The sequence below is a fragment of the Mycobacterium sp. IS-836 genome (genome assembly GCF_001954275.1).
GTDB lineage: Bacteria > Actinomycetota > Actinomycetes > Mycobacteriales > Mycobacteriaceae > Mycobacterium.
The window spans coordinates 1-15,135 of the sequence record NZ_MBEU01000078.1; the positions used below are offsets into that span (position 1 = coordinate 1).

General features: G+C 67.6%; 13 protein-coding genes and 1 pseudogene. 4 read left to right on the top strand and 10 right to left on the bottom strand.

Annotation, left to right across the window (positions count from 1 at the left end; all coding sequences use genetic code 11):
* A partial coding sequence (locus tag A5747_RS21910; protein WP_142245680.1) for an alpha/beta fold hydrolase occupies window positions 1-2,155 on the top strand: 2,155 nt, incomplete at its 5' end.
* Window positions 2,156-2,192: 37 nt separating this feature from the next.
* Here the strand turns inward: A5747_RS21910 and A5747_RS21915 are convergent.
* Entirely contained in the window at window positions 2,193-2,960 is a 768-nt protein-coding gene (locus A5747_RS21915) for a sensor domain-containing protein (RefSeq protein ID WP_198938238.1), read from the bottom strand.
* Window positions 2,957-4,869: pseudogene (lepA, locus tag A5747_RS21920) on the bottom strand (translation elongation factor 4). The gene A5747_RS21915 and the pseudogene lepA overlap by 4 nt, the downstream one beginning before the upstream one ends.
* A gap of 21 nt (window positions 4,870-4,890) precedes the next feature.
* Between lepA and A5747_RS21925 the strand changes: the two are divergent.
* Window positions 4,891-5,493 carry a type II toxin-antitoxin system PemK/MazF family toxin gene (locus tag A5747_RS21925; protein WP_076128277.1) on the top strand — a complete coding sequence of 201 codons (603 nt, stop codon included), beginning with the start codon at window positions 4,891-4,893 and terminating at the stop codon, window positions 5,491-5,493.
* 77 nt (window positions 5,494-5,570) lie between these two features.
* Here the strand turns inward: A5747_RS21925 and A5747_RS21930 are convergent, their stop codons facing one another.
* Entirely contained in the window at window positions 5,571-5,999 is a 429-nt protein-coding gene (locus A5747_RS21930; protein WP_076128326.1) for a CBS domain-containing protein, read from the bottom strand.
* 161 nt (window positions 6,000-6,160) lie between these two features.
* Here A5747_RS21930 and A5747_RS21935 point away from each other — a divergent pair, with 161 nt between their 5' ends.
* Window positions 6,161-6,994: a ribonuclease Z gene (locus A5747_RS21935; RefSeq protein ID WP_076128279.1), complete on the top strand. Its 834-nt coding sequence runs from the start codon at window positions 6,161-6,163 to the stop codon at window positions 6,992-6,994.
* Here A5747_RS21935 and A5747_RS21940 read toward each other — a convergent pair.
* From A5747_RS21940 to A5747_RS21955, 4 genes are read right to left on the bottom strand one after another with little or no spacing between them, the layout of a single operon-like run.
* Window positions 6,987-7,658, bottom strand: a complete 672-nt coding sequence (locus A5747_RS21940) for a hypothetical protein (RefSeq protein WP_076128281.1) — start codon at window positions 7,656-7,658, stop codon at window positions 6,987-6,989. The two genes, A5747_RS21935 and A5747_RS21940, sit on opposite strands and share 8 nt — an antisense overlap.
* A 10-nt stretch (window positions 7,659-7,668) precedes the next feature.
* A complete protein-coding gene (locus A5747_RS21945) occupies window positions 7,669-8,508 on the bottom strand; it encodes a transglutaminase family protein (protein WP_076128283.1) in 840 nt (279 codons plus the stop codon).
* The gene (locus A5747_RS21950; protein ID WP_076128285.1) at window positions 8,508-9,485 is read right to left on the bottom strand and encodes an alpha-E domain-containing protein; all 978 of its coding nucleotides are present in this window, start codon (window positions 9,483-9,485) and stop codon (window positions 8,508-8,510) included. The genes A5747_RS21945 and A5747_RS21950 overlap by 1 nt, the downstream gene beginning before the upstream one ends.
* Window positions 9,485-11,182 (bottom strand): circularly permuted type 2 ATP-grasp protein, encoded by a 1,698-nt coding sequence (locus tag A5747_RS21955; protein ID WP_076128287.1) that lies wholly within the window; start codon window positions 11,180-11,182, stop codon window positions 9,485-9,487. The genes A5747_RS21950 and A5747_RS21955 overlap by 1 nt, the downstream gene beginning before the upstream one ends.
* Before the next feature lie 146 nt (window positions 11,183-11,328).
* Here A5747_RS21955 and rpsT point away from each other — a divergent pair, with 146 nt between their 5' ends.
* Window positions 11,329-11,589, top strand: a complete 261-nt coding sequence (gene rpsT / locus A5747_RS21960) for a 30S ribosomal protein S20 (protein WP_076064408.1) — start codon at window positions 11,329-11,331, stop codon at window positions 11,587-11,589.
* 10 nt (window positions 11,590-11,599) lie between these two features.
* On the opposite strand, the gene holA is transcribed toward rpsT, so the two are convergent.
* The 3 genes from holA to A5747_RS21975 form a co-directional block, all read right to left on the bottom strand.
* Window positions 11,600-12,562: a DNA polymerase III subunit delta gene (gene holA, locus A5747_RS21965; RefSeq protein ID WP_142245684.1), complete on the bottom strand. Its 963-nt coding sequence runs from the start codon at window positions 12,560-12,562 to the stop codon at window positions 11,600-11,602.
* A gap of 87 nt (window positions 12,563-12,649) precedes the next feature.
* Window positions 12,650-14,236, bottom strand: coding sequence for a ComEC/Rec2 family competence protein (locus A5747_RS21970; RefSeq protein WP_369805163.1), 1,587 nt, complete (start codon window positions 14,234-14,236; stop codon window positions 12,650-12,652).
* Window positions 14,217-15,077, bottom strand: a complete 861-nt coding sequence (locus A5747_RS21975; RefSeq protein ID WP_076128291.1) for a ComEA family DNA-binding protein — start codon at window positions 15,075-15,077, stop codon at window positions 14,217-14,219. Before A5747_RS21975 ends, A5747_RS21970 begins: the two co-directional genes overlap by 20 nt.
* Window positions 15,078-15,135 lie beyond the last annotated feature (58 nt).

The window sequence follows — 15,135 nt, forward strand, 5'->3', positions numbered from 1 at the left end:
CCCCAAAACCCCCCCCCCCCCACACCTGCCCACACCGGACAACCTCGCCTACATCATGTACACCTCAGGATCAACCGGACGCCCCAAAGCCGTCGCCATCACCCACCAGGGTCTGATCAATATGGCGTGGCACCACTGGCCGGCAGAACGTGCAAGGGCACGGATGTCGATGATCATGTCGCCAGGGTTCGACAGTTCGGCGTGTGAAATCTGGCCAGCCCTGCTCCACGGTGGAGTCCTGGTGGTGTTGACGCGCCAACCGGATGTGGCCGCGCTCCGGCAGCTCATCGCCGATCGTGGCGTGACGTCGATGTTCGTGCCCACGGCACTTTTTCACCAACTGGCAGAGGAAGATCCGGACTGTCTGGACCAGCTAAAGCTGCTCGAAACTGGCGGCGCTGCGCTTTCCCCGGCGGCGGTCAACAAGTTGCGGAATGGGCATCCGGAGTTGGCGATGATCAACGCCTATGGACCCACCGAAATCACAGTCTGCGCAGCGACATACGCCATTCCCCGGGCGAACGGATTCGACGGCGCATCGGTTCCGATCGGTGCGCCATTGGGCAACATGCGGGTGTTCGTGCTTGATGCGGGATTGTGTCCGGCGCCCGTGGGAGTGCCAGGTGAGTTGTATGTCGCCGGCGCGGGAGTCGCTCGGGGATATCGGGGTCGCGCGGCGTTGACCGCCACGCGGTTTGTGGCGTGTCCGTTCATCGGCGCGGGAGCGCCGGGCATACGTATGTATCGCACCGGAGATGTGGGGCGATGGACCGCGCAGGGCTCACTGGAGTTTGTGGGCAGGGCCGATCAGCAGGTCAAAATCCGCGGATTTCGGGTGGAACCCGGCGAGGTCGAGGCCGTCCTGACCGCCCACCCCCGGGTAGCCCACTCGGTGGTCGTCGCCCGCAGCGCCGCCAATGCCGCCGGCGACATCGACGACAAGCAATTGGTGGGCTATGTCGTGCCCAAACCACCAACCGCCGCGAGCGACGCGACCACCTCCGCCGCACTGGCGGCCGACATCCGACGATATGCGGCGACACGGCTGCCGGAATTCATGGTGCCGGCGGCGGTCATAGCCCTCGAGGCCCTGCCGTTGACGGCGCACGGCAAGCTTGACCGGCGGGCGCTGCCGGCCCCGCAGTTCGTCAGCGACGTGGCCTACCGAGCGCCGCGCGATCCACTCGAAAGAGTGCTGTCCGCGCTGTTCGCCGAAGTGCTCGGGGCGAGCAGGGTGGGAATCGACGACGGGTTTTTCGCCCTGGGCGGACACTCCCTCTCGGCGATCCGGCTAGTCGCGCGCATCCGTACCGAACTCGGAATCGAAGTCCCAATCCGGGCAATCTTCGACGCCCCCACCATCGCCCAACTCGCCGAATGGATTGCCCGAGAACCCGTTTCTGAGTTCGTGGATGCGTTCGCGATCGTCTTACCTCTGCGAGTGGGCGGAACCAAGCCGCCTGTGTGGTGCATCCACCCGGCGGGCGGAATGGCGTGGGGTTACCGCGGGCTCGCGGAGCATCTTCGTGACCGACCCATCTACGGGTTGCAGGCGCGGGGACTCGACGGCACGACGCCGTTCGCCGCGTCGATACCCGCCATGGCAAACGACTACATCGAGCAAATACTGGCCGTGCAGCCGGAAGGGCCCTTCATTCTGCTGGGTTGGTCCTTCGGCGGCGTCGTGGCTCAGGCGATGGCGGCAGAGCTCCAACGCCGCGAACACGAGGTCGCACTGTTGGGGCTGATCGCCAGCGTTCCCAGGTATGAGGACGACCCGCTATTGCTGTCAGACTTCTCCGAATGCGATACGCGCAGCCTGATCAACGCATGGGCGAACGATCGCTACGGTGTTTCGATCGACGACCCTGAATACGAATCGCTGGCGAACGTCGTCATCGCCTTGACCAAAAATAGTGTCGAAATGCTCAACGACTTCGTGTCGCCGAGCTACGACGGCCGCTCAGTACTGTTCATACCGACTGTCAACGAGCCAAGACCACCGGAGGAATATCTCGCGGCATGGGCACCGTACCTGAAAGGGCATGTGTCCGCCCACAAGATCGAAAGCCAGCATTCCGACATGGACATGCCGGAGCCGATTGCCGCGATCGGCCAAATACTCGAGCACGAGCTGGAAAGAACTACCCGGTGACGAACGTGCCAGCCCGCCAACGCGCCAACCTAAGCGGTCAGCTCAGCCCGCTGACCTTGTCCATCATCGCGTGTGCGATGTTGACGGCGCTGGTGTTGATGTCGCCGGACCCCTGGTCGGATGGGTGATGGCCGCTGGAGAACATGGCATCGACCTCGACGAGGCAATTCCCCCGGACACCGATGGCCCGCGCGTCGGGCATCGGTCCGCCGAGTAACTCGGAGTAACTCGAATAGATCGAAACAGTCGCGGCAAGAACGGAATTGGCGACACGAACGTCAGCGATCTTGTCGGTGAAGCCGATTTCGCCGGCCGGCAGGCTCAGCGTCGTGCCATCGCAGCGGCTCCATTGCGCCGAGAACTTCGTGAAGAGCGCGGCGGCGTCGGCGGCCGTGGGCAGTGTCGTTACTCCCTCGATTACGCCCTGCACCTTGGCTGCCTCGCCTGTGTGCCGCCACGACGCGCCAGCAACGTCTTTGACGCTAGAGGATTGGTAGGCCCTTTGGTCGAGCAATACCGCGACACCGAGGCAGTCGGCGGGCGTGGCCGAGTCGAAAGGATGGCGCAACTTTTCGGGGCCCCCGGACCACGCCGACACGCCAGTGTCGCGTTCGAAGGATTGGTTGAGAATCCCCGTCAGCGCGGCGTCGTCGAGCAGGACCTGCGTGATTGCTGAACCCGTCAGTGGGCGCGGCTTCAGGTTCGGCGCCGGTTGTGCTGTGCCGCCGGCGGTTTGGGTACACGCAGTGGCGGCGATCATTGCCACCGATAACGCGGCGGTCAACGAGCACCACCGATTTGTCACTTCTTTGCCTTGTCCCCCGCGGCATCGGTGGACAATGCGGCCACAAACGCTTCCTGCGGCACCTCGACCCGCCCGATGGTTTTCATCCGCTTCTTGCCTTCCTTCTGCTTTTCCAGAAGTTTGCGCTTGCGGGTGATGTCACCGCCGTAGCACTTGGACAGCACGTCCTTGCGGATCGCTCGAATGTTTTCGCGCGCAATGATTTTCGATCCGATCGCCGCCTGCACCGGCACCTCGAACTGCTGGCGCGGGATCAGTTCCTTGAGCTTGGTGGTCATCTTGTTGCCGTACCCGTACGCCGAATCCTTGTGCACGATCGCGCTGAACGCGTCGACGGCCTCGCCCTGCAGCAGGATGTCGACCTTGACCAGTTGCGCCTCCTGTTCGCCGGCCTCCTCGTAGTCGAGGCTGGCGTAACCACGGGTGCGCGACTTCAGCGAATCGAAGAAGTCGAAGATGATCTCCCCGAGCGGCATGGTGTAGCGCAGTTCCACCCGTTCGGGTGACAGGTAGTCCATGCCGCCCATCTCGCCGCGGCGCGACTGGCAGAGCTCCATGATCGTCCCGATGAACTCGCTCGGGGCGATGATCGTCGTCTTGACCACGGGCTCGTAGACGGTGCGGACCTTGCCCTCGGGCCAGTCCGACGGGTTGGTCACCACGATCTCGGTGTCGTCCTCTTTGATCACCCGGTAGACGACGTTCGGCGACGTCGAGATCAGGTCCAGGTCGAACTCGCGCTCCAGGCGCTCGCGGGTGATCTCCATGTGCAGCAGGCCCAGGAACCCGCAGCGGAACCCGAAGCCCAGCGCCACCGACGTCTCCGGTTCGTAGGTCAGGGCGGCGTCGTTGAGTTGCAGCCGGTCCAGGGCGTCGCGCAGATCCGGGTAGTCGGAGCCGTCGACCGGATACAGGCCCGAGTAGACCATCGGCTTGGGTTCGCGGTAGCCGGTCAACGCTTCGGTGGCGCCGTGACGGGCGGTGGTGACGGTGTCACCGACCTTGGACTGCCGCACGTCCTTTACCCCGGTGATCAGGTAGCCGACCTCGCCCACGCCCAGGCCCTCGCTGGCCTTCGGTTCGGGAGAGACGATGCCGACCTCCAGCAGCTCGTGGGTGGCGCCGGTGGACATCATCGCGATGCGTTCGCGCGGGGTGATCTTGCCGTCCACCACGCGCACGTAGGTGACCACGCCGCGGTAGATGTCATAGACGGAGTCGAAGATCATCGCGCGGGTCGGGGCGTCGGCGTCGCCCTGGGGTGGCGGCACCTCACGCACCACGTGATCGAGCAGGTCCGCTACGCCCTCCCCGGTTTTGCCGGACACCCGCAACACGTCGGCGGGTTCGCAGCCGATGATGTGGGCGATCTCGGAGGCGTAGCGATCGGGGTCGGCCGCGGGCAGATCGATCTTGTTGAGCACCGGGATGATGTGCAGATCGCGATCCAGCGCCAGATAGAGGTTGGCCAGGGTCTGAGCCTCGATGCCCTGCGCGGCGTCGACCAGCAGCACCGCGCCCTCGCAGGCCTCCAGCGCACGGGACACCTCGTAGGTGAAGTCGACGTGGCCTGGGGTGTCTATTAGGTGCAGGACGTAGTCGTCGTCTCCCACTTTCCACGGCAGCCGCACGTTTTGCGCCTTGATGGTGATGCCGCGCTCGCGCTCGATGTCCATCCGGTCGAGGTACTGGGCACGCATCGACCGCTCGTCGACGACACCGGTGAGCTGAAGCATCCGGTCGGCGAGCGTGGACTTGCCGTGATCGATGTGGGCGATGATGCAGAAATTCCGAATCTGCGCCGGCGCCGTAAAGGTCTTGTCGGCGAAACTGCTGATGGGAATCTCCTGGTCGACTGGCGGTTCGGTGGTGCGTCAAGGGTATCCACGCGTTGCGGCCCGGACACAATTGGCGCGTCTATGCTGCGAATATGGCGTCTGCCCGGAAATCGCAGTGGAAGACGTTTCAGCGCTTCGCGGAGAACCTGGTCTTCGATCGTGCTCCGCGGCTGGTCCGGCAAGTGCAGAACTCGCAAGCCGTGCTGCGGGAACTTCAGCAGGCGGTGAAGATCACCGCGAACGTCATCGCCGCCGTCGCTCCGCAGCCGCCGGCCGCGATCACCGCGGGCCGTCCGGTGACCAGCACCAGCTTTCCCACCGCGCAGCGAGCCCGCAAACTGGTCTACGCGCCGAACCTCGACGGCCGCGCCGACCCCGGGGAGATCGTGTGGACGTGGGTCGTCTACGAGGACGATCCCACCCGCGGCAAGGACCGGCCGGTGCTGGTCGTGGGCCGTGACCGCAGCGTGCTGCTCGGGCTGATGGTGTCCAGCCAGGAGCGGCACGCCACCGACCCCGACTGGGTTGGGATCGGTTCCGGCGCTTGGGATTACGAGGGCAGACAGAGCTGGGTCCGGCTGGACCGGGTGCTCGACGTGCCCGAGGAAGGGATACGACGCGAGGGCGCGATCCTGCAACGCGAGATCTTCGACGTGGTGGCCGCCCGGCTGCGGGCCGAGTACGCCTGGCGCTGAATTCTCACCGAGCGTGTAACCACTGCGAAAAAACGACGAGATTTTCGCGCTGAGTACACGCTCGGCGCGACGCCGAGTCAGCCCTGCGTGATGTAGGACTGCAGCTGCTGCTGCTCGGCCTCCAGTTCTTCCATTCGGGTCTTCACGACGTCGCCGATGCTGACGATGCCGATCAGCTTCTTGCCTTCCAGCACCGGCACATGGCGCACCCGGTTCTTGGTCATCAGCATGGTCAACGAGTCGACCGTGTCGGACTTGGTGCACGTGGCGATCGTGGAGGTCATGATCTTCGAGACCGGGCGGGACAGCACGCTCGCGCCGTGTTTGTGCAGTTGGCGCACGACATCGCGTTCCGACACGATCCCGACGACACCTTCGGCGCCAACCACGACCATGGCGCCGATGTTCTGCTCGCAGAGGCCGGCGAGCAGCTCCTTGACGGTTGCCTCGGGATTGATCGTCACCACCGCCGCACCCTTGTTGCGCAAAACGTCCGCTATCCGCATTAAGGCCTCCCAGGCGGTTGTGAGCTGCTTCACACCAGGCTACGGCCAACTTGCGCGGCGGGAAAGCCGACGCGAGGACCGAGAGCCGATGCTCTCCATTACCCTCACGTCCGCGCACCGAAACACCCACGTTCGCCGACGGCGTCCGCGAGGATAGGGCCATGATCGAGGTCACCCTGCTCGGAACCGGAAGCCCCATCCCCGACCCGAACCGCGCTGGACCGTCGACCCTGGTGCGGGCCGGCGGGCAGGTCTTCCTGGTGGATTGCGGTCGCGGCGTCTTGCAACGCGCGGCGGCGATCGGCGTGGGCGCCAGCGGATTATCGGCGCTGCTGCTCACGCACCTGCACAGCGATCACATCGGCGACCTCGGCGACGTCCTGATCACGCGCTGGGTCAGCACCTTCAGCCCGGAGCCCGTCCCGCTACCGATCATCGGACCTCCCGGCACCGCGGAAACCGTTGAGGCGACGCTGAACGCGTTGCACCACGACATCGGTTACCGCATCGCTCACCACGCCGACCTGAACGCGCCGCCGCCGGTCGACGTCCACGAATACACCGAGGGTCCGGTGTGGGACCGTGACGGCGTGTCGATCCGAGTGGCGCCTACCGATCACCGGCCGGTGGCTCCGACCATCGGATTCCGGGTCGAGTTCGGGTCAGCGTCGGTCGTGCTGGCCGGGGACACTGTCCCCTGCGCAAGCCTGGACGAATTGGCAAGCGGCGCAGGCGCTTTGGTGCACACTGTAATCCGTAAGGACATCGTCTCCAACATCCCGCAACAGCGGCTGCAGGACATCTGCGATTACCACTCGTCGGTCGAGGAAGCGGCGGCGACCGCGGCCCGCGCGGGGGTGGGAACCCTGGTCATGACGCACTACGTACCCGCCCTGGTGCCGGGGCAGGAAGAGCAGTGGCGGACGCTAGCGGCCGCCGAGTTCGCCGGGCAGATCGAGCTCGGCGACGACCTGCACCGGGTCGAAGTCAGCTAGGCGGTCGCGGCAACGCTCGCCCGAGCTGCAGGCCGGCCGCCACCAACCAGACCAGAGCCGCGACGCGCGCGATCGGCAGAATCACGCCCAGTTCCGGACACGCCAGCACCAGCGCCGTCACTTCCGCGAGCGCGGCAACCACCAGCCCCGTCCAGCCCAGCGGCCCGGTCAGCAATCTCCGCGTGCGACCCGGCACCGCCATCCCGGCGACCAACAGGCCCAACGCCACCAAGTGCCCCGGGCCGCCGATCAGAAACGCCAGGAAGTAGATCGCCCGAACCAGCGCCGCGTCCGCACTTATCTCGGGCCGCGACAATGTCCAGCCCAACAACGCCGTCAGCCCCAACGCCCCGGCCGCCAACGTCCCGCCCGTCAGCGCGATCGCCGCCGCGGGCCGAGCCACACCGAGCTGCCGCAACCGGGCGGCGGCCATCGCCGCGTACATCGCAAGCGGTACCGACGAGGCGAACACCGCGGTGCTAATCACTTGCAGCGCGACCGGCTTTGCCCGGACGTACGCGACGACCGCACCCATCGGCCCATAGGGCAACGGCGGCACGCCGCCCAGCGCCACGCCGACTGCCACTCCGCCGAACAGCAGCCCGACGCAAAGCAGCGCGAGGCCCGACGAGGCCAGACGGCCCGGCGCTGACGAGTCTTGCATCCGCTCACCCCTACGCCAGCCGAGTGACCTCCACGATCACGTCGAGGTCGGTTGCGCCCTCGCCCGAGTAGATCCCTTTGAGCGGGGCGACATCGGTGTAGTCGCGGCCGACGCCCACACTGACGTACTGCTCGGTGATTTCGGTGTCGTTGGTGGGGTCGTAGTTCCACCAACTTCCGGTCCAGGCTTGAATCCAGGCATGACTTCGCCCGTCGACCGTATCGCCCACTGTGGCGTTGCGTTTGGGGTGCAGATACCCCGACACATAGCGCGCGGGAATTCCCATGCTGCGCAAGGCCATTAGCGACAGGTGCACGAAGTCCTGGCAGACGCCCTTGCCCTCGTTCAGCGCGTCGAGTCCGGACGAATGCACGCCGGTGGTACCCGGAAGGTAGACCAGCTCGTCGTGTGCCCACTTGGCCGCGGCGACGACGGCTTCTTGGGGCTTATGGCTTTTCGCGATCTTCTTGCCCACGGACGCAACACGTTTGCTTGCCGGGGCGTGTGCGGTGGGGCGGAGCAATTCGTCGAACCGGTCAATCACCGCCTCGGATCGCAGGTCGCCCCACCCCGCCTCCATCGCGGGCGGCTCCGGCTCTTCGGTCTCGATGACCGACGACGACGTCACGGTGAGGTCGGCGTGCGGCGCATGCAGATCGAACGCCGTCACGGCGGTGCCCCAATAGTCGATGTAGCGATAGGACCGCGTGGCCGGAATGGTTTCGACACGGTTGAGGATGACGTTCTGCCGGGTATCCGACCGCGGCGTCAGCCGGGCTTCGTTGTACGAGGCGGTCACCGGCGACTGGTATGCGTACCCCGTGGTGTGCACCACCCGCATCCGCCACATCAGGCGTCCCCCTGCCTGCTGGTTAGCCTGGTCCGCTCGCCCGCATCCGACCACGCCACCCACGGGGTGACGTGGAAGTACTGCAGCGACAACGCTTCTCCGACATCGCGGCAGGTTGCCTGTAAGCCGGCCAAGCGGCTTTCGAGCGACTCCAGCAACACACCCGGCTGCAGGAATTCCAGCTCGCTGCGAGCCTGACCGAGCAGCCGCTGCGCCTCCGCGGTGGCGCCGATTCGGCTCTGCGGATTGTGCAGCAACTCGTCGAGGTTGTGCTCGGCCAGCCGGAGCGAATAGAACACCGAACGCGGAAACAGCCGATCGAGCAACATGAACTCGACCACCCGAGTCGCGTCCAGCACACCCCGGTAGGTGCGCAGGTACGTGTCGTGCGCACCGGCCGAACGCAACAGCGTCACCCAGGCCGGCGACGACGCGCTGTCCCCGACCCGCGACAACAACAACCGCACCGTCATGTCGACGCGCTCGATTGCGCGGCCAAGCAACATGAAGCGGTATCCGTCGTCACGGGACAGCGTCGAGTCGGCCAGGCCGGCGAACATCGCGGCGCGACTCTCGATGAACGACAAGAACTCGTGCGGCCCAAGGCGTTTGGCGGCCCGTTCGCGTTCGGGCAGGGCATGGTAGGTGGTGTTGAGGCACTCCCAGATTTCACTGGAAGTCACCTCGCGCGCCGACTTCGCGTTCTCACGCGCCGCCGTGATCGCGTCGACGATCGAGCAGCCACCCTGATTGTTGGTGCTGTAGGCGACGAGGTCGGTCAGCGACCACACATCCAGGTCGTGGTCCGGGGGTTCGATACCGAGGACGCGCAGCAGCAAGCGTGACGCCTGATCGGGATCGACGCTGGAATCCTCGAGCAGTTGGTGCAGCGCGACGTCGAGAATGCGCGCCGTGTCATCGGCGCGCTCGACGTAGCGACCGATCCAGTAGAGCGCCTCGGCGTTGCGGGCCAGCATCAGCGGATCGCCTTCTGCCGTTGCTGCTGCTGTTGTTGTTGCTGTTGCTGCGGCTGCTCGTCCTGCGGCTGCTCGGCCTGCAGGGGCTGTTGTGCCCGTGAGCCGTCCGGAGCCGGGTCGGAGATGGATGTCGGCAGCGAACGCACGACCTCCGCGGCGCCCAGCTCGCGCGCGACGGCCGCGGCGCGCGGCGCGAGCACCCACGTGTCCTTGGAGCCGCCGCCCTGGCTGGAGTTCACCACCCGCGACCCCTCGACCAGCGCCACCCGGGTCAGCCCACCCGGCAGCACCCACACGTCGTCGCCGTCGTTGACCGCGAACGGCCGCAGGTCGACGTAGCGGGGCGCCAATTCGTCGTCGATCTGAGTCGGGACCGTCGACAGCTCCATCATCGGCTGCGCGATCCAGCTTCGTGGATCGTCGCGAATCTTCTTGCTGACGGCCGCCAGCTCCTTCTCGGTGGCCTCGGGTCCGAACACGATGCCGTAGCCGCCGGACCCCTCGACCGGCTTGAGGACCAACTCGTCGATCCGGTCGAGCACCTCTTCGCGCTCGTCGTCGAGCCAGCACCGGTAGGTCTCCACATTGGCCAGCAGCGGCTTCTCGCCCAGGTAGTACTCGATCATGGTGGGCACGTAGGTGTAGACCAGCTTGTCGTCGCCGACACCGTTGCCGATCGCGCTGGAGATGACGACGTTGCCGGCGCGGGCCGCGTTGACCAAACCCGCCACCCCGAGCACCGAGTCCGCGCGGAACTGCAGCGGGTCCAGGAAGGCGTCGTCGATGCGCCGATAGATGACGTCGACTTGGCGTTCGCCATCGGTGGTGCGCATATACACCTGGTTGTCGCGGCAGAAGAGGTCGCGGCCCTCGACCAGCTCGACGCCCATCTGCCGCGCCAGCAGCGAATGCTCGAAGTACGCCGAGTTGTACACCCCGGGGGTCAGCACGACGACCGTCGGGTCCGCCTCGTTGGTGGCCGCCGAGTTGCGCAGCGCGCGCAGCAGGTGCGACGAGTAGTCGTCGACGGCACGCACGCGGTGGGTGGCGAACAGGTTCGGAAAAACCCGCGCCATGGTGCGCCGGTTCTCCATGACGTACGACACCCCCGACGGGGAGCGCAGGTTGTCCTCGAGGACGCGGAAGTTGCCCTTCTCGTCGCGGATCAAGTCGATGCCGGCGACGTGGATTCGCACGCCGTTGGGCGGGACGATGCCGACGGCCTGGCGGTGAAAGTGCTCGCAGGACGTCACCAGGCGGCGCGGGATCACGCCGTCGTTGAGGATCTCCTGGTCGCCGTAGATGTCGTCGAGATACATCTCGAGCGCTTTGACCCGCTGCGTGATGCCGCGCTCGAGGCGGCTCCACTCGGCGGCCGAGATCACCCGCGGCACCAGGTCCAGCGGGAAGGGCCGCTCCTGACCCGACAGCGAAAACGTGATGCCCTGGTCGATGAACGCGCGGGCCAGCGCCTCGGACCTAGCCATGAGATCCGAGACGTCCGACGGCGCGAGCTCGGCGTAAATGCCCTTATACGGGCCGCGGACGTTGCCCTGTGCGTCGAACATCTCGTCGAAGGCCATCGCATAGGCGTCGGTGGTGTTGTATCCGCCGAAGATGCGCTCGGAGCGTGGCTGCGGTCGCGCCGGGCCGCGCGATCCTTGCCCGGTCTCCTCAAGCTGGCTCGTAAGACTCACTTTTCAGATGCTGCCTCAAATTGACGTTGCGGCAGGTCACGGTTTCCCCTTTTGGGAGAAAACGTAACCGACTGATAACCTGGGCAATCGCCGCCGGGTACATCGGGCGCCTCAAGCCAACACCGAATCTAAGAAGGAAACAACGCGTGGCCAACATAAAGTCGCAGCAGAAGCGCAACCGGACGAACGAGCGCGCCCGCCTGCGCAACAAGTCGGTGAAGTCTTCGCTGCGCACCGCCGTGCGCGCGTTCCGGGAGGCCACCGACGCCGGCGACAAGGACAAGGCCGCGGAGTTGCTGGTGTCGACCAACCGCAAGCTGGACAAGGCCGCCAGCAAGGGCGTGATCCACAAGAACCAGGCGGCCAACAAGAAGTCGGCGCTTGCCAAGGCCCTGAACAAGCTCTGAGCTCGGACAGTCAGCGGCCGCGGTCGGCCACGAGCTCGGCAACCTGCCTGACCGCGGATTCCACCGCGTAGTCGGCGTCGGCGACGGCGCCCTTGACGTTCGCGTTGAGTTCCGCCACCACTTTCATCGCGACCGCCACCGTGTCGCGCGACCAGCGGCGCGCCTGTTTCTGCGCCTTCTGCACCCGCCAGGGCGGCATCCCCAGCTGCGCCGCGAGGCGGTAGGGGTCGCCGGACAGCGGCCCAACCCGGCCGATGGTGTGCACGGCCTCGGCCAGGGCGTCGGCCAGCACCACCAGCGGCTCGCCGCGCATCATCGCCCACCGCAGCGCCTCCGTGGCTCCTTCGATGTCGCCGGCGACCGCCTTGTCGGCGATGTCGAACCCTTTCACCTCCGCTTTGCCGCTGTGATAGCGGCGCACCGCGGCCGCATCGACGGCACCGGCGGTGTCGGCGACGAGCTGCGAACAGGCCGAGGCCAGTTCGCGCACGTCGGATCCGACCGCATCGAGCAGGGCGGTCACCGTCTCCTCGTCGACCTTGATGCGCAGCGCGCGGAACTCCTTGCGGATGAAGTCGATGCGTTCGCTGAGCTTGGTGATCCGCGCGCAGGGATGTACCTGCGCACCGAGCTTTTGCAGCTCGTTGGCCAGCGCTTTGGCCCGCCCGCCACCCGAGTGCACCACGACCAGCACCGTGCCCGCCGGGATGTCGGCGGCGGCCGCGGCGATCATCGCGGCCGCGTCCTTGCCCGCGTCGCCGGCGGCCTCCAGCACGACGATGCGTTCGTCGGCGAACAGCGATGGGCTCAGCAGCTCGGCGAGTTCGTACGTGCTGACGTCGCCGGCCCGCATCCGGCTGACCGGCACGTCGTTGGCCCCGGGGTCGGTGCCGGCACGCTGCCGCGCCGACCGCAGCACGTCGGCCACCGCCCGCTCGACCAGCAGTTCCTCGTCTCCCAGGACCAGGTGCAACGGCGCAGGCTCGCTCACCCCACGATGGTGTCACGTGGGTCCGACTAGGGCCCGCCCAGTCCGATGATGGCGACCCGCCATGCCCGGCTACGCCGCACTTGCGATCGCCATTAGTCCCGACAGGGACCAGGCCGCCACCCACACGCCCACCGCGGCGCCCGCCAACCCGACCGCCACACGAAACCCGCGCCACCGCCACAACAGCCGCGCGAGCAGAACGACCACGACGGTGGCGCCGCCGACCGTCAGCACGCCGGCCGCACCGGAGGGAACGGGCACGGTCGCCGCGGGAACCCCGGCCACCCAGCGCGCCACCCTCAGCACCCACCACAGCTCGGGGCCGGCGAATCGGATCAGCAGCTCCGCACCGGCCGGCCACAACATGCACAACACGGCCGCCGCGCTGCCCAGCACCGTGATCGGCGCTATCGCCGGCGCGACCGCGAGGTTCGCGACCACGGCCAGCAGGCTGAGCCGGCCCGAAATGCCGGCGACCAGCGGCGCGGTCACCGCGTGCGCGGCACATGCCACCGCGAGGGCATCCGCTAGCGGCTTGGGACAGCCTCTTTTGCTCAGGCGCCGCGACCAGACCGGTGCGATGACGACCAGCGCGGCCGTCGCCAGCACCGACAGTGCGAAGCCAACGTCGACGGCCAGGTGGGGAGCGACGGTCAGCAGTATCAGCACCGCCGCCGACAGGGCCGGAATCGCTTGCCGCCGCCTCGAAGACAGGATCCCCGCCAACGCGATGGCACCCATCATGGCCGCGCGCAACACGCTCGGCGTCGGTTGGACGACGATGACGAAGGCGACCAGTGCCACCGCGGCCAGCGCCACGGCCGCGCGGCGGCCGATCAGCCGCGCCGAGAACAGCACCGCCGCGCACACGATCGTGACGTTGGCCCCCGACACCGCCGTCAAGTGCGTCATGCCAGCGGCGCGAAAGTCGCGACCGGTCTCGGCGCTGACCGCCGCGGTGTCCCCGAGGACCAGGGCGGGCAGCATCGCGGCCTGCTCGGCGGGCAGCGCATCGCGGGCGGTGGCGGAGAACCGCGTGCGCACAGCGTGAGCGGCCCGCTGCACCGCGCCGGCCTCGCCCAGCGTCGGGCGGCCCGTCGCGTTGAGCACGGCGACCGTCAGGTCATGGCGCGCGGGACGGTTGATGCGCGCGGTGAAGCGCACCGGCTGGCCGGCCATCACGCCACCGAAGTCCGACGTGCGCGCGAAAACGACTACCCGGCCGGACATTTCGTCGGCGCGCACCCGCTGCAAGGTGGCGCGAAACATCAGGCTGCCCCGGCCGACGGGCTGCGGGCTCTCGGCTGGGGTGACCGTCACCGGGGCGGCGGTGCCGAACGCCGCGGCGACGGGATGGCGCGCCACCGCGTCGGTGCGCAGCGCGATCGCCAGCCCGAAGCCCGCACCCACGACACCGATCGCCAGCACGCCGGCGCCGATCGCCCGCAGGCGCGCGTGGCTCCGCGCCGCGCACAGCAGCCCACACGAGGCGGCAACCAGCGCGACGCAGCAGCATGCCAGCGCCCGGCCAACCGGCCACACGATCCCCGCGGCGGTGACCGTCCATCCCGTGACGGCGGCCGGGACCAGCCGGACATCCAGGTGGGCCAGCGGCGATCCGTCGAAGCCTGCAGCGTCAGACGCGGACCAGGGCACGCAGCTTTTCCAGCCGCGCCGGGCCGATGCCATCGACGTCGGCGAGCTGGTCGACGCTGGTGAACTTGCCGTTGGCCTGCCGCCACGCCACGATCGCAGCGGCGGTGACCGGCCCGACCCCGGGCAGGGCGTCCAGCTGCTCCACGCTCGCGGTGTTCAGGTCGAGCGGCTGCCCCGGTTTCGGCTTGGCCGATCCCGATACGGGCGCCGGCGTCCCAGGCGTCGGCGCCGAGCCGGAGGCCACCGAGCTGCCGAGCGCCGTGGGCCGCCCCGAGATCGGGGCCAGCCCGACCACGATCTGTTCGCCGTCGCCGACCGGACGGGCCATGTTCAATCCGATGGTGTCCGCGCCGTCCACCGCACCGCCCGCGGCCTGCAGCGCATCGGCGATCCGCGCGCCGGGCGCCAGGGTGACCAGCCCGGGGGTGCGGACCAGGCCGACCACGCTGACAACGCAGGGCCGGTCGCCCGCCGGCTGGCCCGCAACCGGAGCCGCCGACGATCTGGGGTTCGCAGTGGACGCCTTCTCGACGGGAGGAAGCTTGGCCGACATCACCGGCGCGGGCCTGTCGCGCACCAAGGTGAATATCGTGACCAGCACGGCCAGCGCGGCGACCACCGCCATCGCGATAGCGCCCGCGCGGCCGGGGTCGGCGCGCAGCCTTGCGACCCACCCCCCGCGCTGGGACGCGTCGGGAAGCCATCGGGGCAACAACGAATTCTGATCGTCGTCCGGCGCGTCCGGGTCATGCTCGGGATCCTCGGGATCGGCGTGCGAATCGGCATCGGGCTCGGCGCCGAGCCGCCGCTGCAGGCGCTCCGCGGGCAGTTCTATGCGCATGCCGGCGACGGTAAGCGCGGCGACCGCCGCAATGGCCCCGTCCAGGGCGTCGCGGCGC